This window comes from Mesorhizobium tamadayense (assembly GCF_003863365.1).
Lineage (GTDB): Bacteria > Pseudomonadota > Alphaproteobacteria > Rhizobiales > Rhizobiaceae > Mesorhizobium > Mesorhizobium tamadayense.
In genome coordinates this window covers 12,003-31,092 of record NZ_RQXT01000009.1, presented here as the reverse complement: position 1 = coordinate 31,092, position 19,090 = coordinate 12,003, and the positions used below count along the sequence as shown (strand labels likewise).

17 protein-coding genes are annotated in these 19,090 nt (G+C 65.0%); 7 read left to right on the top strand and 10 right to left on the bottom strand.

What is annotated here, in order from left to right; all coding sequences use genetic code 11:
* Positions 1-89: 89 nt before the first annotated feature.
* The gene (locus EH240_RS09735) at positions 90-764 is read left to right on the top strand and encodes an alpha/beta hydrolase (RefSeq protein ID WP_124997576.1); all 675 of its coding nucleotides are present in this window, start codon (positions 90-92) and stop codon (positions 762-764) included.
* A gap of 30 nt (positions 765-794) precedes the next feature.
* On the opposite strand, the gene EH240_RS09730 is transcribed toward EH240_RS09735, so the two are convergent.
* On the bottom strand, positions 795-1,646 hold the full coding sequence (locus tag EH240_RS09730; protein WP_124997574.1) for a phosphatase PAP2 family protein: 852 nt from the start codon (positions 1,644-1,646) through the stop codon (positions 795-797).
* Positions 1,647-1,686: 40 nt separating this feature from the next.
* Complete coding sequence (locus tag EH240_RS09725) at positions 1,687-3,330, bottom strand: ArnT family glycosyltransferase (protein ID WP_124997572.1); 1,644 nt, start codon at positions 3,328-3,330, stop codon at positions 1,687-1,689.
* A 291-nt stretch (positions 3,331-3,621) separates the two neighbouring features.
* On the opposite strand from EH240_RS09725, the gene tyrS reads away from it, so the two are divergent.
* Positions 3,622-4,875 (top strand): tyrosine--tRNA ligase, encoded by a 1,254-nt coding sequence (gene tyrS / locus EH240_RS09720; protein ID WP_124997570.1) that lies wholly within the window; start codon positions 3,622-3,624, stop codon positions 4,873-4,875.
* Positions 4,876-5,201: 326 nt separating this feature from the next.
* Here the strand turns inward: tyrS and EH240_RS09715 are convergent, their stop codons facing one another.
* The 8 genes from EH240_RS09715 to EH240_RS09680 form a co-directional block, all read right to left on the bottom strand.
* Positions 5,202-5,756: a hypothetical protein gene (locus tag EH240_RS09715; RefSeq protein ID WP_124997568.1), complete on the bottom strand. Its 555-nt coding sequence runs from the start codon at positions 5,754-5,756 to the stop codon at positions 5,202-5,204.
* Complete coding sequence (locus tag EH240_RS09710; RefSeq protein ID WP_124997566.1) at positions 5,753-6,547, bottom strand: DsbA family protein; 795 nt, start codon at positions 6,545-6,547, stop codon at positions 5,753-5,755. The genes EH240_RS09715 and EH240_RS09710 overlap by 4 nt, the downstream gene beginning before the upstream one ends.
* Positions 6,548-6,600: 53 nt before the next feature.
* Entirely contained in the window at positions 6,601-7,344 is a 744-nt protein-coding gene (locus tag EH240_RS09705) for an SCO family protein (protein ID WP_124997565.1), read from the bottom strand.
* A gap of 3 nt (positions 7,345-7,347) precedes the next feature.
* A complete protein-coding gene (locus EH240_RS09700) occupies positions 7,348-7,893 on the bottom strand; it encodes a TlpA disulfide reductase family protein (protein ID WP_124997563.1) in 546 nt (181 codons plus the stop codon).
* A gap of 6 nt (positions 7,894-7,899) precedes the next feature.
* Entirely contained in the window at positions 7,900-8,340 is a 441-nt protein-coding gene (locus EH240_RS09695) for a DUF411 domain-containing protein (RefSeq protein WP_124997561.1), read from the bottom strand.
* 33 nt (positions 8,341-8,373) lie between these two features.
* On the bottom strand, positions 8,374-9,810 hold the full coding sequence (locus EH240_RS09690; RefSeq protein ID WP_245435896.1) for a multicopper oxidase family protein: 1,437 nt from the start codon (positions 9,808-9,810) through the stop codon (positions 8,374-8,376).
* A 138-nt stretch (positions 9,811-9,948) separates the two neighbouring features.
* Positions 9,949-10,377: a hypothetical protein gene (locus tag EH240_RS09685; RefSeq protein WP_245435894.1), complete on the bottom strand. Its 429-nt coding sequence runs from the start codon at positions 10,375-10,377 to the stop codon at positions 9,949-9,951.
* Between the two features lie 73 nt (positions 10,378-10,450).
* Positions 10,451-13,864 (bottom strand): DUF3971 domain-containing protein, encoded by a 3,414-nt coding sequence (locus tag EH240_RS09680; RefSeq protein WP_124997559.1) that lies wholly within the window; start codon positions 13,862-13,864, stop codon positions 10,451-10,453.
* Positions 13,865-13,959: 95 nt separating this feature from the next.
* On the opposite strand from EH240_RS09680, the gene EH240_RS09675 reads away from it, so the two are divergent.
* The 5 genes from EH240_RS09675 to EH240_RS09655 all read left to right on the top strand — a co-directional run bounded on the left by EH240_RS09675 (position 13,960) and on the right by EH240_RS09655 (position 19,047).
* Positions 13,960-14,427 (top strand): peroxiredoxin, encoded by a 468-nt coding sequence (locus tag EH240_RS09675; RefSeq protein WP_124997557.1) that lies wholly within the window; start codon positions 13,960-13,962, stop codon positions 14,425-14,427.
* 169 nt (positions 14,428-14,596) lie between these two features.
* Positions 14,597-15,871 (top strand): M23 family metallopeptidase, encoded by a 1,275-nt coding sequence (locus EH240_RS09670; protein ID WP_124997555.1) that lies wholly within the window; start codon positions 14,597-14,599, stop codon positions 15,869-15,871.
* A 166-nt stretch (positions 15,872-16,037) separates the two neighbouring features.
* On the top strand, positions 16,038-17,204 hold the full coding sequence (locus EH240_RS09665; RefSeq protein ID WP_124997553.1) for an ROK family transcriptional regulator: 1,167 nt from the start codon (positions 16,038-16,040) through the stop codon (positions 17,202-17,204).
* Entirely contained in the window at positions 17,201-17,965 is a 765-nt protein-coding gene (locus EH240_RS09660) for an ATP-binding cassette domain-containing protein (RefSeq protein WP_124997551.1), read from the top strand. Before EH240_RS09665 ends, EH240_RS09660 begins: the two co-directional genes overlap by 4 nt.
* A 41-nt stretch (positions 17,966-18,006) precedes the next feature.
* Entirely contained in the window at positions 18,007-19,047 is a 1,041-nt protein-coding gene (locus EH240_RS09655; protein WP_124997549.1) for a sugar ABC transporter substrate-binding protein, read from the top strand.
* Positions 19,048-19,090 lie beyond the last annotated feature (43 nt).

The window sequence follows — 19,090 nt, the reverse complement described above, 5'->3', positions numbered from 1 at the left end:
AGACGCTTGCCCTGCGTCAAGGCCGGAGCGACTGTCGGCCAGAGGAAGAGTTCCGGGCTTGCGCCTTCGTATGCCATGTGGAGTATTTTATGCCTGAGGTCATTTTCGCCGGTCCGGCTGGTCGCCTGGAGGGCCGTTACCAGCCTTCCAAGGAAAAGAGCGCGCCGATCGCCATTGTGCTGCACCCGCACCCGCAATTCGGCGGCACGATGAACAACAAGATCGTCTACGACCTCTTCTACATGTTCCAGAAGCGCGATTTCACCACGCTTCGCTTCAATTTCCGCGGCATCGGCCGCAGCCAGGGCGAGTTCGACCACGGCACCGGCGAACTGTCGGACGCGGCGGCCGCGCTCGACTGGGTGCAGTCGCTGCATCCGGATTCCAAGAGCTGCTGGGTGGCCGGCTATTCCTTCGGCGCGTGGATCGGCATGCAGCTGCTGATGCGCCGGCCGGAGATCGAGGGCTTCATTTCGGTCGCCCCGCAGCCCAACACCTACGATTTCTCGTTCCTCGCGCCCTGCCCGTCGTCCGGCCTCATCATCCACGGCGATGCCGACAAGGTGGCGCCGCCGAAGGACGTGCAGACGCTGGTCGACAAGCTGCACACGCAAAAGGGCATCACCATCACGCAGAAGACGCTGTCCGGCGCGAACCATTTCTTCGCCAACCACGCCGAGCAGTTGATCGAGGAATGCGCCGATTATCTCGACCGGCGGCTGGCGGGCGAGCTCGCCGACCCGCGGCCGAAGCGGCTGAGATGAACCTCGGACGCTCCTGAGCGCAAATTGCTTCTAAGGGTCAGCCGACAATTGCTCGCAGCTCTCGCTCGCCGGCGATGTTCCGCCGCCCTTCGACCCGCTGGACCATAGCAGTCGAAAGGTGCGCTTCGGCACCGGCCGTGTCGAAGACGGCCGCCGGAAGATGAAACCGAGCCTGGCGAACACCAGCCCTGAGAGAATCGCAACGGCCAGCCCCAGCCCGAAGCCGGCCACGGTGTCGCTCGGATAATGCGCGCCGACGAAGACGCGCGTCGAGGCAATGCAGGCGGTGACCGCCAGTGCGATGTGCCAGCGTTTTGGGAACAGAAGCAGCAGGATGCCGAATACGGCGCCCATCGTCGTGGCATGGCCGGACGGAAAGCCGGCGAAGCGCGCATCCATGGCGTAGGGATGCAGCGACAGCACTCCGAAGTCGTTGAAATAGAGCGGCCGCGCCCGGCCGATGCCGTATTTCAACAGATTGACCGCCAGCCCGGACAGGCCGACCGCGCAAAGTACCAGGAAGGCAAAGCACGTCCAGTTGTACACGAGCAGGCGCGATCGCCGGGAAAGGCTTCGCCAGTCCGTCAGATTGGCAGCGACAAGGCAGAGAGCCGCGGGGATGAGATACCAGCCGCCCAGGCCGAAATCCGTGAAGAAATCGGTGAAATGGACGAAGCCCGGCGTCCATTCTCCGCGCATTCTACCCGCGCCGCTGTCCAGGCTGAGGCCGACGGCTATAGCCAGCAGAAGCCAGGCAGAGATCCAGACGAGCCACGGAATCTCGGGGTAGCGCGCCGGGCGCACGGCAAAGCGCCGCTTCACGATAGCAATCGTGTCGTGGAAGTTGCCGAGCGAGCGGCGGTAGAGGGCGACGGCGGACATGGCTGAGCCTATAGGGGCATTCGAGCCCCGACACTATTCCTCACGGAGCCACCCGATAAAGGCCGAGCGCCAGCTTGTCTCCTGACGAATAGTTGAGCCCGTCGATCTCGGTCAGCCGCTTCGCCGACTTGCCCTGCCCGGCAAGCAGGTCGTTGAGCTTCTGCTCGTCCTTGACCGGGGCTAGGCCCAGCGCGCAGGCCGGATCGGCAAGCAGGTGCTTTGCGACGCCGTCGACATCGGTCAGCACTGTGTTGGTACCGACCAGGAACACCAGGCTCGGCTCGTGATAGGGCGCTGACGCGAGGACGGTGGTATCGCAAGGGCGGTTGGCGACGACCGCCGCCTTGATCGCAGGGCCCAGCCAGATCGGCTTCAAGGACGGCGCGATGACGCCGAACAGCAGGCTGAAGGTTAATCCCGCGCCGACGGCGATCGCCGCTATGCGCCCGAGCGGCACCTGTAACTGGCGCGGAAAGGCGAGATATCCGGTAACGAGCGCGGCGATTGCCGCCGGAATGCTCCACCAGGAAAAAGCCTTGGCGAAATAGATCGGCGCCGCGATGCACACCACGGCCAGCCCGACCGCCACTAGGCCAAGGCCGAAGGCGGTCGCCCACCAGAGCCAGGTCTGCCAGCGCTTCAGCGGCGCGTTGGCCTTGTCCGCCGGCAGGGTGAGCAGCCAGCCGACCAGCAACGCCATGCCGGGATAGGCAGGCATGACATAATGCGGCAGCTTGGTCGGGATCGCCTCGAACACCAGCCAGAACGGGATATACCAGGCAAGGCAGAAGCGCAGGCGCGGGTCGTCCCAAAAACGGTTGATCGCCTGCAGCCCGGCACCAACCGCGATCAGGCCGAACGGCCACATGAACAGCGAATAGGTGAGCATGTAGAAGCCGGGCGGCAGGCCGTGCGATTCCTCGCCCTGCGCCACCTTGTTCAGCATGTCCTTGCCGAGGGCCTCCTGGAAGAAAGCGCCGCCGCTCTTCCAACTGATGAGGACGATCCAGGGCAGCACGATGACGAGCACGATTGCGACACCGCGCGCCGGCTTCAGCTTCAAGAGCCAGCGCCAGTCGCGCTCGAAGGCGAATAGCGCGGCCGCCGTCAGCAGCGACAAAAGCGGCGCGACAGGTCCTTTGATGAGGATACCGATCCCCTGCGCGATCCAGAATATCCAGGGCAGATGGCCGGCGACCGGCTCCTTACGACGCGCGGCGAGATAAACCTGCGCCAGCGCGCCTTGGGCTGCCACGCAGCAGGCCAGAAGCATCGCGTCGGTCTTGGCGTCCCGTCCCTCGAAGGCGGTGGCGAAGATCGCGGCCATCATCAGCCCGGCGGCCAGACCGGCATTGGCGCCGAAGAGTTTTGTGCCCGTCCAGCCGATGCCGACGACGGCGAACGCGATGCCGAGCATGGAAACCAGTCGATAGACCCAGATCGGCGCTTCGGCCCCCTCGCCGCTCAAGGCAACGGCCGCCGATTGCAGCCAGTAGATGCCGATCGGCTTCTTGTAGCGCGTCACATCCTGCAGACGGATGTCGATATAGTCGCCGGTCTCGACCATCTGCTTGGTCGCCTGGACGAAGCGGGCCTCATCGCGGTCGACCGGCGGCAGGCTTGCCAGCCCGCTGACGGTCATCAGGATGCTGAACAGAAAGAGGAGGATGTAGTTCCTGTTCATCGCGGGAGCTTGTCCGATCTGAGATTGCGGGATGGCCCCGTCGCGGCGCTTGGGCGCGCTGCCCTTGCGCGGGCGCCTCATTACGCCAGCAAAAGGGGTGAAGCAAGGATGCGCGGCAGCATCTAGGCACGACGCAAAACCTGAAACCACGTTTGCTGATCGCTTGTTTGTCAGTTGAAGCGCGATCGTTCGCAAAACCGGAAACCACTTTTGCTGATCGCGCTTGGATGCTAAACGCGCGCCTTCACGTCACGCTTGGCCTAAGCGCCGGGCGAACTCCGGGAAGAAAAAATGTCCGCCTTCAAGTCCGATTTCCTGCGCATCATGAGCGAGCGCGGCTTCATCCATCAGATTTCGGATGAGACCGGCCTCGACCAGCTTTTCGCCAGGGAGACGGTGAGCGCCTATATCGGCTTCGACGCGACGGCGAAGAGCCTGCATGCCGGATCGCTGATCCAGATCATGATGCTCCACTGGCTGCAGCAGACCGGCCACCGGCCGATCGCGCTGATGGGCGGCGGCACCTCGATGATCGGCGACCCTTCCTTCAAGGACGAGGCGCGCAAGCTGCTGACGCCGCAGGACATCGAGGACAATCTCGCCGGCATCCGCCGCAATTTCGCGCCTTACCTCAAATTCGGCAGCGGCGCCGGCGACGCGATCATGGTCAACAACGCCGACTGGCTGATGGAGATCAACTACGTCAACTTCCTGCGCGATGTCGGCCGGCACTTCTCGGTCAACCGCATGCTCGCCTTCGATTCGGTCAAGCTCAGGCTCGACCGCGAGCAGTCGCTGTCCTTCCTCGAATTCAACTACATGATCCTGCAGGCCTACGACTTCGTCGAGCTTTACAAGCGCTTCGGCTGCCGGCTGCAGATGGGCGGCTCGGACCAGTGGGGCAACATCGTCAACGGCATCGACCTCGGCCACCGCACGGAAGGCGCGCAGCTCTATGCGGTGACCACGCCGCTGCTCACCACCTCGTCCGGCGCCAAGATGGGCAAGTCGGCCTCGGGCGCGGTCTGGCTCGACGGCGACATGCTGTCGCCTTACGAGTTCTGGCAGTACTGGCGCAACACCGAGGACGCCGATGTCGGCCGCTTCCTGAAGCTCTATACGACGCTGCCCTTGGATGAGGTCGCGCGGCTCGAAAAGCTCGGCGGCTCGGAAATCAACGAGGCGAAGAAGGTCCTCGCCACCGAGATCACCGCCATGCTGCACGGCCGGGAAGCCGCCGAAACGGCTGCCGAGACCGCGCGCAAGACCTTCGAAGAAGGTGCGCTCGCCGACACGCTGCCGAGCGTCGAGGTGGCCAAGGCCGACCTGGAGGCCGGTATCGGCATCCTGTCGCTGTTCGTTACCGCCGGCCTTGCCGCCTCCAACGGCGAGGCGCGGCGGCACATCCAGGGTGGCGCGGTACGGTTGAACGACGAACCGGTGTCGGATGATCGGTTTGTCGTGACGCTTCAGGATTTGAGCGCGGACAACGTCGCAAAGCTCTCGCTCGGCCGGAAGAAGCACGTCCTGGTGCGCGCCGTCTGACCATTCGCCGCCACGCCTACCACCGGCCGCGACCTTTGCCGGGACGCGCGGCGTCGGTCAGCTTCGCAGGTATTTGACCAGCGCCGCTATGCCGAGCAAAAGCGTGATGAAGACCAGGACCCAGATGAGCGCCATGCCGCCCATCATCCAAGCCGAACCATCCATCATCATGGCGATCATCCTCCATGAGTGGCGAGCACCGGCCTCGCCGGCGCGTATCGGCGATTGCGGGTGAACTAGGTCGCGGCGCGGGCCAGTCAAGGCGACGGGGATTCCGGTTGGCGAGCGGCGGCTAACGGGGCGGAATGTTACTTCTCCGGCAAGCCTTACATCCCGCCGCCGCAGCCGTCGGAAAGGTCCCACACATCGACGATCTGCTCGCCGGTGAAGCGGTGTTCGTGGATCAGGTATTTCGCCAGTCCGCCATAAACCTTCCAGCGCCAGCAGGGGCAGCAGCAGGGGCCTTTCTCCTCGGAATTGGCCATCGCATAGTCGTAAGCCTTCTGCTCGTCGCCGGCGAGCTTCAGATCGTAATACGGCAACAACTGCTGCGCCGTGGCCGCCGCTATGTCGTAGGGATCGCCGGGGATCATCGGGATGGCGCGGTACTTGGCAAGCCCCCTCACCTGCTCGCCATAACGCTTCAGTTCCATCGGGCTGCAGCACGAGCCCTTGATGCGAGCTATCGCCGGCATGGTCGCGATCGAGTCCGTGAACTTGGCCGAGCAGGTGCTGTTGCCGTTCTCGCTGAGATCCTTGAAACGCTTTGCCAATTCCGTGTCCTCGGCAGCGATCGAATCCGTTCGCCCGAAAAGGCTTGCGGCCGCGGCGACGCCGAGCACGCCGAGAACAATCGTGCGCCGGTTTGGGGTGCTGGTCATTTGCCGGTCCTCGCTTGATTGACGAATGTCTTCAGCGTCGCAAGATCGGTTGCCCCGGGATAAATCTGGTCGCCGGCGACGAAGCCCGGCGTCCCCGTGATCCTCAGCGCCTGAGCCAGCTCCGCGTTGCGGTCTATCGATGCCTGGATGTCGGGCTGCCGCATGTCGGCCTTCATGCGCTCGACGTCCAGCCCGGCCTCGGCGGCGATCTTGAGCACGGCCGCCTCGGTCACCCTTGTCTTTGCCGCGTAAAGCGCCTTGTGAATCGCCGCGTATTTGCCTTGCTTGTCGGCGGCGAGCGCGGCCTTGGCCGCGAACACGGAATCCGGGCCGAGGATTGGAAATTCCTTGTAGACGATCCTTAGCTGCGGATCGTCGGCCACGGCCTGTTCCATGATCGGCGCCATCACACGGCAATAGGGGCAATTGTAGTCGAAGAATTCGACCAGCGTGACATTGCCTTGGACATTGCCGCCGACGGGGCTCTGCTTGTCGTGAAAGATGTCGTCCGCGCGCGCCTTGAGCACCTTTCTGGCCTCGGCCAGATCCGCCTCGCGCTGGCGCTGGTCCAGGCTCTGCAGCGCCTGCACGAGAACCTCCGGATGCGCCAGGATATAGTCATGGATCCGCTGGTCGAGCTGGTCCTGGGACATCTCGCCGGCCGCGAGCGCCGATCTTTCGGCGCCCAGAATGCCCGGATTGAGCAGGAACCACCCTGTTAGGCCGGCAAGCAGCAGCATGCGGACGATGCCGCCGCAATATCTGCTTACCTGTTTTGCTCCCATGATCATGTGCCTCTCCCTAGCTTGAGGCGGCCTGCATCCGCGGGCCGCCAGTGAATGGATCAAAGAAAATTCTTCAACTTCGCCAGCCAGCCTTCGTCCGGCTCGTGGTGCGGGCGCTCGACATTGTTGGTGAGCGCGTTGACGAAGGTGACGAGGTTGATGGGCTGGAAGTTCAGCCCGTGGAAATTCGCCCGCCAGCGGCCTTCCCGGTCGATCACATGGGTGACGATGCCGTGCATCTGGTAGCCGTCGTCGGTGAGGGTGAACTTGTGGCCGAAGGCCTCCGCTAGCTTGCGGGTCGTATCTTCCGGCTGGTCCAGGGCCGTGGTCAGGAACCGCCAGTTGACCGGGTCGAGCCCATGCATCGGCCCGTAGCCCTTGAGCACATCGGGCGTGTCTTTCCTCGGGTCGGTGGTTATGCTGATGAAGACGACCCGATCCTTCATCGGCGTCGAGTTCACCATCTTCTGCACCTCGGCGACCTTTTCGGCATGCAGCGGGCAAACGTCCGGGCATGAGGTGTAGATGAAATGGAGCACGACGACCTTGCCGGCGAGATCGGCCGGCCGCACGATGCGCCCTTCGGCGCCGCGCAGCGTGAAGTCCGGCATCGGCTTGTCGATCGGCTGGAAATATTTTTCGTCGCTCTGCAGCATGGCGTCTATGTCGTCCAGCGAATGCGCCCGGGAGGTGTGCGCGAAGCCGACGCTCAGCGCCGCGAGCACGATCAGGCCGCAGAGCAAGCGCGTCCAACTCGGTGAGAGACAACGATCCGCCGGCTCATGCCGTGTCCGAACAGGCATCGTTCATTTCTCCTTCTGATTGGCGGCGATGCGGCCGCGGATGAAGTCGACCATGTCCGGAGCGTCCCATTCGGCCGGGCCGATCAGGCGGCCGATTTCCTTGCCTTGCCGGTCGATCAGCAGGGTCATCGGAAGGCCGACGGCGCCAAGCGTGAACATCGCCTTGGCCGAGGTATCGATGTTCAGCGCAAGGTGCGTGACGCCGGTCTCGGCGAAGAATTTCTTCACGGCGTCGGGGCCCTTGCGGTCCATCGACAGCGCGACGACCTCGAAATCCGGCCCGCCGAGCTTCGCCTGCAGCCGGTCGAGTGTCGGCATTTCCTTGCGGCATGGCGCGCACCACGTCGCCCAGATGTTGAGCAGCACCACCTTGCCGGAATAGTCGGCGAGCGTCCTCGGCTGGCCGGCGGCGTCCGCGAAGCCGATCTCCGGCACGGCGGCGGGCGTGTCGAGAACGGCGAAGTTCTGCGGCGCCTCCGCCGCTACCGCGGGCACCGAGGCCGCGAGCAGCATCGCCGATAGGGCCACGGCCAGTTTGCTTGCGGTCATGGGCGCTCATTCCGTCGCATAGACGGTCGGCGCCTTGCCGTCCTTGGTGAAGGCGTAGATCGTCCAGGTTCCGTCCTTCTCGCCACCCATGCCGGGCGCGCCGGCCGGCATGCCGGCGAGCGTGATGCCGGCGATGGCAGGACGTTCGGCGAGAAGCTTCTTGACGATGTCGACCGGCACCAGGCCGTCGACGACATAGCCGTCGACCATCAGGGTGTGACAGCCTTCGAGGTCGGCGGGCACACCTGCATCGCTGCTGATCTGGGAAAGATTGTTGACGGGCTTGATCTCAACCTTGAAGCCGTTGTGCTCAAGGTAGTTCGCATAGGATTCGCAGCAGCTGCATTGCGGGTTCTTGTACATCACGGCATTGATCGTCGCCGCGAAAGCGGGCAGTGGCGTTGCGATCAGGGCAGCAAGGGCGGCAAGGCGGTAGGTCAGTTTCATTGCATTTCTCCTTTGGGTAAGCGCGGTTCAAATTCATTTCACTCGGAAAACGGTCATCAGGCCGGCCATCTGGTGGTCGGCGACATGGCAATGCAGCATCCAGTCGCCGGGATTGTCGGCAACGAAGGCGCAATCGACCGTATCCTTCGGCGCCAGCAGCACCGTGTCCTGCCATTGCCGGTGCGGCACCGGCTCGCCATTGCGGGAAAGCACTGACAGGCTGAAGCCATGGACATGCATGGGGTGCCACCAGGCGGTCTCGTTGCGCATGGTGAGCAGGCACGTGGCGCCGCGTTCGAGCATGAACTGCGGCGCCATGCCGGCATGGCCGTCACCGGTCATCGACATGCCGTTGATCGCCCAGGCAGCACCGCCATTCATGCCGGGCATGGTCATGCCCATCATGCCGCCGGCGCCTTTCAGCTTGCCGCCGCCCATCATGCCGCCCTGCAGCACGATCTCCTGGTGGACGGCGTTCGCGAAGTCGAGCTCGGGCAGCGGATTGCGCGGAAGTGCAAGGGGTGCCGAGAGCGGATGCGGCCGGATCGGCGACGCATTGTCGTAGACGAGCGTGGTCAGGCGGTAGGCGAGGCCGTCGTAAAAATCGTCGATCACGTCATGCCGGCTGCCGGGGTCGCCCTGCATGTCGAGCGCGATGTCAATGCGCATCGCCGGCGCCAGCACGAGGCGGCCGTCTTCAGGCTCATGCGGGTCGCAGGGCTGGCCGTCGATCGCCAGGACGACCGGCCGGTGGCCTTCGAAGCGCAACGCCATCATGCGGGCAAGCGAGGCATTGGCGAGCCGCAGCCTGACGCGCTCGCCGGCCCGCACGCTTTGATCGGGCTGCGCCTGCCCGTTGACGGTGACGAGATTGCCGACGCGGCCGGACATCGAGGCATCCATCATGCTGCCGAAGCCGCCGGCGATCTGGCCGTCTTTAGTAAGCCGCCAGTCCTGCAGCAGCCACAGGAGGTCGCCGTCGAAGGCGACGGGCTCGGCCTCCTCGACGATCAGCGGGCCGGCCAGCCCGCGGCCGATCTGCACCAGGCTATCGGCATGCGGATGGTACCAGAAGGTGCCGGCATCGGGCGGCGCGAACTCGTAGGAGAAGCTTTCGCCGGGCCTGATCGGCGTCTGGGTAAGCCCCGGCACGCCGTCCATGGCGTTCGGTAGGCGGATGCCGTGCCAGTGGACGGTGGTGTCCTCGTCCAGCCCGTTCTCGACGGCGACGCGGACCGGCTGGCCTTGCCTTAGCCGCAACGCCGGACCGGGGACGGTGCCGTTGTAAGTCCAGACGGCGGTGGACGGACCACCCGCGCCGTTCAACCGGACTTCGCCGGGCGCGACCTTGATTTGGCGTTCGTCGACGGCGGAGGCGTGGGCGCCGCGCATCGACGCCGATGCGGCGGCACCCGCCACGGCCGCAAGAAACGCGCGGCGCGACATAGTGCAACGGAAATCGTGGTTCACCCTTCAAACCCTTTGCGATCTCGATCGATGGCGAAGCGGTTCGGCATCGAGCTGGATTGCGTGCGCGCCCGCGGCGCAACGATGCGCGGCGCGGGCGGTCAGGCGCCGAAGATCAGCCGTGTTGCGGCTGAAACGGCGTCAGGCGACGGGTCTGGGAGGGAATGGATCGGGCGGGGAACTTCGCCCGTGCAGGAACGGGGTGGGCTGCGCCAGCGGATGCGGCAGGCGCGGCACCGTCGTCACGGCGAAGTCTTGCGGCAGCACCGCGAGCACCGGCGCAACGCAGACAGGCGGACATTGCTTCGGGTTTCCGGTGTCGCCACCGCCCTTGAGGCAAGCTTTGCAGTCGCCAGTCAGGCCGGTATTGGCGGCCATGCCGGCATCGGCAGCCATGGTCATGCCGGTCATCGCCGTCATGCTGGCCGACATGACGCCGGCTTGCGCCGCGGACAAGCTGAACCCGGCGGCCAGGAAGACCGCGAGCAGCATGACGATGAGATGTTTTTGCGACAGCCGTGCCATCATCGGCTCAGGCTGACGGCAAAGTTCGGCTTTTGCAAGTCCCAAGCCCGTGATCGCCCACTGCTGCGACATCAAGGCCAAGCCCAAGCTCTCTGCCCATACGATGCGCGGCCAGCCCTCACCTGTACTCGAAGATCGACCGGAATATGCCCGGCGCGATCACCGAGAGCGGGTTGATGTCGAGGCTCGGCTTGTTGGCGTTGCCGCGCAGCCGGTAGGTGACGCCGATCAGGCCGCGGTCGCGGCCGTTGCCGAGCAGCGGGCCCAACAGCGGCAGTTCGCCAAAAATGCGGTTCAGCCCATAGACCGGCATGAAGGTGCCGGTCATGTCCATGTTGTTGTCCCGGTCGTAGAGCGTGCCCTGGAAGGTGGTGCCTATGCGCGGACCGCGCAGCAGGCCGTTTGCCAGCCTGAGATAGCCGGAGCCCTTGTCGATCTCGGCGAAGCCGCGCTCGAACTGCACTCTGGAAGTGTCGATATCGGCCTTCACAGCCTGGTTCAGGCTGCGCGTGTCGCCGGCCGGCTTGGTCGACACGATCGAGGCAAGCTTCGGCTCGTTGACGACGTAGAAATTGCTGGCGTCGACCTGGCCCTTCATCGGCCCGTCGGCGGCGCCCGCGAGCGACAGCGTGATCGCCCCGCCCTCCATATGCTCGTAGACGTTGAGGAAACGCAGGATGGCCCCGGCATCGGCCGATTTCATCCTGAGCGACCGGCCGTCGGCGCCGGTGGTGTTCCTGACGGTGATCGCGGCACCGGAGCTCGCCGTCGCGCTGACATCGAGGCCATTCACCCTGGAGCCGGCAGCACTGTAATTCAGCTTCAGGTTCGACAGCGCCTCGTCGTGAAAGCCGGTGAGCGACTTCACGTCGGCGCTGACCGAGATCGCGCCGACGCCGGCGCTTTTTGTGGCTGTGTCGACATCGGAGGTGAACTGCTTGATCAGCGAGCGGGCATCGAGGGAGTCGCCGCTGACGTCGACCGCGTAGGTCTTGCCCGACCGCTTCACCGAGACGGCGACATCATCGCCCCTGTTCAACGCGACCTTGCTGAAGCGGGCCGAGGACAGCGCCCCGTTGACCAGCGTCACGTCGCCGTCGATCGAAAAGCTCTTCCCGTCGAGATCGAAGTCGGACAGCGTGGTGGTGCTGCCGGACTTCGCCATCGTGAAGGTGACCTTGGCAGGAATGCCGGCGCCCTTGCTCCACCCGGCCCACGGGATGTCGAGCCTTGCGTTGGTCAGGTCGGCCGATACGTTCTGGCTGCCCTCTCCGCTCTTGTCGATCGCCACCTTGATGGTTCCGGCGAGCAGCGGCGAGAGGCCCGGCATCGTTGCGTCGCGTGTCTTGTCGTCGATCACCAGCGCCACCTTGCGGCTGCGCGGCGGCCCATTGTCCTCGAGCGGCTCGACCAGGTCGAGCCCCGCCGGAATGCCGTTCAGCTTCGCTTTGGCCGAGATCACCGCACGGTCGGGGCTGACGGTAATCGACCCGTCGGCCTCGGTCACCGTTTGGTCCTCGAACGGCTTGGCGAGCGAAAGGTCCTGGTAGTCCAGCGCCACCAGCCAGTCGAGCGTCGAGGTGTCGACGCCGGAGGTCAACGGAATGTCGGCCCGCACATGGCCGGTGACGGTGCCGCTCAGATCCTCCGGCGCAAGCCCGACATGGCGCATGGCGTTGATCGGCTCGTAGGAGGCGAGCTCCGCGATTGCCGGCGCTTCGCCGGCGACGTCGATGTCGAGCGCGCCGATGACCGGTGAACGGTTCGCCTGCTTCACCGTCAGTGTGCCCCCGCTTGCCGCCACGGTGCGGCCGCTCGGCATGTAGACGCTGCCCGAGGAGAGCGTGACGTCGACGTCGTTTCCATGGAAGGCGACGACGCCGACGGCGTCGCGGATCGGCGGGATGCGGCCAGCCGTGTCGAAGCGCGAGCCCTCGACCTGGAAGCGGCCGAAGACCTCGTCGCCGGAAAGCGGCACGCCGTTGCCGAGCCGCCCCGGCACGACCTGGAACTGCACGTTGGCGTCGACCACACGGCCGCCGAACAAATGGTCCAGCGCCCAAAGGCGCGCATTGCGGGCGGAGAACCAGGGCCACAATTGCTTCACATGCGAGACCGGCATGTCGTGGATATTGAGCGAAAGCGATACGCCAGGGGGGCCGTTATCGATGAAGGCGAGCGAGGCCGTGCCCAGCACCTCGCTCGAACCGCCGGAGCGGACGCCGATCTGCTCGGCGACGAGCATGCGGCTCTTGGTCTGGTAGACGCCGGCGATGCGGGCGAGGAACTGAAGCGCCGGCTCCGGCGATTCCGAAGGGGCGAGCGTCGAGCCGTCGCTGGTGAGATCATAGCGATAGGATGGCTCCTCGCCCGCGGCCGCCGGTTTCGGCCCGATCGAGCCGGCGAAATCGAAGGTCGAGCGGCCGGTCCGGATCAGCAGCCTGTCGACCGAGATCTTGTTCGATCCCGCCGTCAGCGTGGCATCGGCGTCGACATCGGCCGGCAGCAGCCCGCGCGAGCCGAGATCGAGCACCGAGCCGCCGAGCGACAGGGAGGCCGTCAGCCGCGACGGCGTTTCGCCGGACGCTTCGGCGCCCGAAAGCTTCAGCGCAATCGAACCAAGCTTGCCGGCGCCGGCAGCCGGGGCGGCTCCGGGAGCTAGGCTTTCGGCGTTTGACCCCGCGTCCGTGCTGTCTATCTGGAGACTCGCATCCAGCGAGGCAATCCGTCGCGCCGAGGCATCGCGGGTCGCGGACGCGGTTAGAGTGGCGTGTCTGCCATCGACATCGGCATCATAGGAGAGTTGCATGCTGCCGGCGCCTGCCTGCTCGACCGTGGCTTCGGTGACAGTCACGCGCTTGACCAATCCGGTGTCCGGCAGCTCGAACTCGACGTTGCGCAGATCGACCTGGCGCATCGAATCCTCGCGGACCGCGTCCAGCGCGTCGTTGACGCCGGCAAACACCGCCGCCGACATTTTCTCGGGATCGACGAGACCGTCCTCGTTACGCAATCCCGCCGTCCAGTCGCCGTTGCCGGACGGCATCGCGGCGACCATGATGTGGGCATCGGAGAACCTGGCGCTGGTCAGCCGGACCTCGCCGGACAGCAGCGGCAGCAGACGCATGCCGAAACGGACACGCCCAACTTCGGCCATCGGCTTGCCGTCGGCCGTCTTCAAGTGGACATCGCTCACCTGCAGGGCGACGAAGCTCGATCCGTCAAGCGTCAGCCGCGCCGGCCCGACCGTGACGTCGACATCGACGCCGGCGAGCTTCTCGATGGCCGCCTCGGCTTCGGCGCGAAGCCGCTCCGTGCCGATGCCCGACGTGCCGAGCGCATAGACGCCTGCTACCGCCAGAAGCACCAGCGCGCAGAGTCCGGCGAACACCCGCCCGATGATGCGGAAGCGGCGGCGAGCCGCGGCACGGCCGAGCGGCGGCACGCTGCACGCGGACGGAAACGCCCCCAGGTCGGTGATCTCGTCACGCCTGAACCTGATCTTCTCGTGCTGCGGTTGCTCCTGATCCACGCAATATTCCGTTGTAACGAACTCGTCGTGGACGAATCCCCGCTTCACGTTATATCGATGCTTTCCCGCGCGTAACCGCCAACAAGGGCATCGATATGACTGATCTCGCAGTGGGCGACGTTGCGCCGCAATTCGATCTTCCGCGCGACGGCGGAGGCTCTCTCGGCCTCGCTGCATTGCGGGGAAAGCTTGTCGTACTCTACTTCTATCCGCAGGACGACACCACAAGCTGCACCAATGAGGCGATCGGCTTCTCGCAGCTGAAGCCGGAATTCGAGAAGGCGGGCGCCGTGGTCATCGGGCTGTCTCCCGATAGCGTCAAGAAACACGACAAATTCAAGGCGAAGTACGATCTGACCGTCGATCTGGTCGCCGACGAGGAGCGCAAGGTGATCGAGGCCTACCATCTGTGGGTCGAGAAGACGATGTATGGCCGCAAATATATGGGCGTCGAGCGCGCGACCTTTTTGATCGGCAAAGATGGGCGCATCGCCCGCATCTGGCGCCAGGTACGCGTCAAGGGCCATGCCGAAGAGGTGCTGGCGGCGGTGCGCGCTCTCTGAAGCTAGGGACCCAAGCTTTCGAGGCGTCGCCGACCGGCCTCTCCCGGCCGCAACCCGCCACCCGCAATGCGTGAATTGGTCACGGGAGCGTTGCGGCCGGCAAAGCTTTGTTAACCCTAATAATGTGTAATCCCGGCTGTCGTTGGAGTCGTAACGAAAGCTTGGTCCCGTGAATCCAAACGGTCAGTCAGCGGTCTTCGGCAGGCGCAAGGAGCCCCACACGGTCATTATCGCCCGGGGCAACGAGATCAGGCATTTCACCATCCGTCCCTGGCTTGCCGCGTTCATCGGGTCCGCCCTGGCGGCGATCGCCATCGGCTACCTGCTCGCCACCTCCTATCTGGTGCTACGCGACGATCTGATCGGCGCGACCACGGCCAGGCAGGCGCGCATGCAGCAGGCCTATGAGGACCGCATCTCCGCGCTTCGCGCCCAGGTCGACCGCATCACCAGCCGCCAGCTTCTCGACCAGCAGCTTATGGAAACCAAGGTCAGCGAGCTGCTGGCCAGGCAGACCCAGCTCAGCCAGCGCCATGGGCGGCTCGGACCGATCCTCGAACGCGCCGAAAGCGAGGTCGGCGATATGCCGGCCGATACCGCGACGAAACCCGACGAGCATGCCGATGCGACCGGCAGCCTTTCGCAGGCCCCGACCTACTCGGTCGCCAGTCTGGGTGCCGGCGACACCAGGCCGTTCTCGCTGTGGTCGACCCGCTCCGATCCGCTCGACAACGAAACGGCCGCCGATCGCGCCGACAAGCTGTTCGTGTCGATCAACGCATCGCTCAAGGCCATCGAGAGCCAGCAGCTTTCCCGCATCGCCAGGCTTGCGGACAATGCCTACCGGAGCGCCGATGCAATTTCGCAGGCGCTCGAAGCCGCCGGCCTGCCGGTAGACACAGAGCTCGACAAGAACGATGTCGGCGGGCCGCTGGTGCCACTCGATTCCTCGATGATCTTCGACAGCAAGGTCAAGGAGCTGGACGAAGCTCTTGATGCGCTTGATCAAGTCAAGAAGGACGCGCGCAAGCTGCCGCTCACCAATCCTGCCCCTGGCCGCCCGGTCACCAGTCCGTTCGGCGTGCGTACCGACCCGATCCTCGGCACGGCCGCCTTGCATACGGGAATGGATTTCAGGGCGCCGATCGGGATGCGGGCCAAGGTCACGGCCGCCGGCGTCGTCACCAAGGCGGGTTGGAACGGCGGCTACGGACGCATGGTCGAGGTCGACCACGGCAACGGTTTCTCCACCCGCTATGGTCATCTGAGCGAGATTGACGTCACCGTCGGCCAGAAGCTCGCCGCCGGCGACGTCATCGGCAAGACGGGCAGCAGCGGCCGCTCGACCGGCCCGCATCTCCATTACGAAGTGCGCCACAGCGGCGAGGCGGTCGACCCGCTGCGCTTCCTCGCGGTCGGCAAGAAGGTCGCGCAGTTCCTGTAGCGCGCGTTCGCCGGAGCGAACGCCGCGCCGTCCGACACGAGACTTCCGACAATCTAGCCTGCCGGTTAGGCCGCGTCCCTTGCGGTCAAGCTCGAAAATATTTTTGAATTCCATTTGACTGAATAAATCTTCTCTGCGAACCTTGCGTCAGCTGGGAGCGAAAGCCATGGCGTTGCGGGGGACCAATCAGGAATTCGGGCGGCCGTACAACCGGCGCATCGTGCTTGAGTCCATCCGCCGGTTCGGCCCCATCGCCCGCGGCGAGATCGCCCGGCATGTCGGGCTCACCGTCCAGACGGTGTCGACCATCGTTCGCGAATTGGAGGAGCAAGGCTTTATTCTTTCGGTTCGCGAGGAGCCGAAGGGCCGCGGCCTGCCGCCCGCAACGCTGCGCATCAATCCGGAAGGTGGTTTCGCCGTCGGCATCCACCTCACCCCGCTCGGTATCGACGCCGCGCTGATCAATCTCAGCGGGGACGTGATCGAGAGCGCGCATCGCGAGGCGCCCAGCGCGACGCCCGATGATGCCTTCGATGCGATCGGCGCCATGGTTGCCGAACTGACCGGCCGCCGCTCGGGTGGCCGCGTCATCGGCATCGGCATGGCGCTTCCGGGACCGTTCGGTGTCGAGCCGATGAGCTTTGTCGGCCCGACCACCATGGCCGGCTGGCAGGACGTTCCGCTGCGCGAAAGGTTGACCGCCGTCACCGGCCTGCCGGCCTTCTTCGAAAACGACATGGCGGCCGCCGCGATGGGCGAGCGCCTCTACGGCCTCGGCGCGAAGCATTCAGAATATTACTATCTCTATTTCGGCTTCGGCCTTGGCGGCACCATGCTGCATGACGGAAGCGCATTGCGCGGCGCCTGGGGCAATGCCGGCGAGATCGGCCATATCCCGGTCGTCCCGGGCGGCGAACCCTGTCCCTGCGGCAACCGCGGCTGCCTGGAACGCTATATCTCGCTGGAAGCGCGAGGACGCTGGAGCGGCGACGATGCCGACTGGGTGGCCGACGTCGCGCCGATCTTCCGTAACGCCATCGCCACCATCGAAAACCTCTTCGACCCCGAGACGATCGTCCTCGGCGGATTGGCCTCGCCGGCCCTGCTCGAGCGGCTGTCGGCATCGGCAGAGCCGCTCCACAATTCGGTCTCGGCCCGCAGGGACCGACGGACATCTCGCATCGTGGTGGCGCAGGGCGGCCAGCACACGGTGCTGCGCGGGGCCGCCGCACTTGCCGTTTCCGGCGTGCTTTCACCGCGCTTCGGCCAGATCTTCACCGCCAAGCGGCAGAGCGAGGGCGACCTTCTGAAAGGCGGAGATATCGCGGCATGAGCGAACCCCTGCTGGTCCTGGACAACATCACCAAGAACTACGGCGCCATCCACGCGCTGAGGGGCATCAGCTTTTCGATCGCGCGCGGCGAGGTGGTGGCGCTGCTCGGCGACAACGGCGCCGGCAAATCGACACTGGTCAAGATCATCGCCGGCGGGCTCGAGCCGACCTCCGGCCGCATGCTGTTCGAGGGCAAGGAATTCCTCGCCAAATCTCCCGCCGAGGCCAAGGCCGCCGGCATCGAGACGGTCTACCAGGACCTCTCGCTGTGCACCAATGTCGACGTGGTGGCCAACTTCTTCATGGGCCGCGAGATCACGCGCAAGGTGCTGGGCGTTCCGGTGCTCGACGAGCGCGCCATGGAAGCGGTGGTGGCGAGGGCGCTCGCCAATGCGGGCACGCGCATTCCCTCGCTGCGCACCAAGGTCGAGCATCTTTCCGGCGGCCAGCGGCAGGCGATCGAGCTCAACCGCTTCGTCCATTGGGGCGGCAAGCTGGTGCTGCTCGACGAGCCCTTCGCCGCGCTCGGCGTCGAGCAGACGCGCCGCGGCCTCGACATGATCCGCCAGGTGGCGAGCCAGGGCATCGGCGTCGTCATCATCACCCACATCATGCAGCAGGCCTTCCAGGTCGCCGACCGGATCGTTGTGATCCGCCAGGGCGTCGTGGCGGGCGATGTTGCGCGCAACAAGACAAGTCCCGACGCGGTGATCAACATGATCACCGGGGAGACACTCGCCGGTGCCGGACCGGCGGGCTGAACGACAAATGAGGGGTCCGGCGCAAAAGAGGAGCGAACGACATGAAGCGAATGCTACTTTCTGTCTTCGGTATCCTGGCCCTGGCCGTTGCCACGCTCACGCCGGCATTCGCCCAGTCCAAGGGTACCGTCTATTACCTGGTGCCGACACTGCTCGACGAATTCCAGACCGGCTCGGTGAGCGCGCTGGAACTGTTCCTGAAGCAGGTCGGCTACGAGATGAAGACGCTGAACGCCGACAACAAGACCGACGCCCAGCAATCGCAGATGAACGACGTGATCGCGCTGAAGCCGAAGGCGATCATCCTCGCCGCGGTCGATTTCAACGCGTTGAAGCCATCCGTTGAATCCGCCCGCGCGGCCGGCATCCCGGTGGTCGAGTTCGACCGCCAGATCACCGCCACGCCTTCCGACTTCACCTCGGTCGCCGGCACGGTCGAGATCGGCCACATCGCGGCCGACCAGGCCGAAAAACTGCTGAAAGCCAAGAACGGCTCGGTCAAGGGCAAGATCCTGCAGGTGCTCGGCGACCCCGGCGATCCCTACACGCTCGATATCCAAAAGGGCTTCGAGGAGAAGATGAAGGCGTTTCCGGACGTCAAGATCATCTCGCTGCCGGCCATGCAATGGGCGGCGGATGCAGCCGGGACCATCGTCAACGACCAGATCCTTGCGAACCCGGATATCGACCTGATCTTCAGCCATGCCGCTCACCTCTCGGTCGCCGCCGTCGCCTCGCTCGAGGCCGCCGGCAAGAAGCCGGGCGACGTTATGCTGATGAGCTCGAACGGCGCGCCGGTCGGCCTCGACCTGATCCGCAAGGGCTGGTTGAACGTCGAGGTCGAGCAGCCGCTCTACGCGCAGGCCGCCGCGGTCGCCATGTTCATGGACAAGGTCGTCAACAAGCAGGAGATCAAGCCCGGCGACTATGACGTGCTCGGCCTGAAGTCGGTGGTGACCAAGGAAGCCTGGGGCCCGAACATCAAGATCCCGGGTGCGGCGATCACCAAGGAGAACGTCGACAATCCCGCCTTCTGGGGCAACCAGAAGCCGCCGACGGATACGGTGAAATCGGTCGAATAAACTTCGCGGACAGGGCTCCGGGCCAACGGCCCGGAGCCTCGTG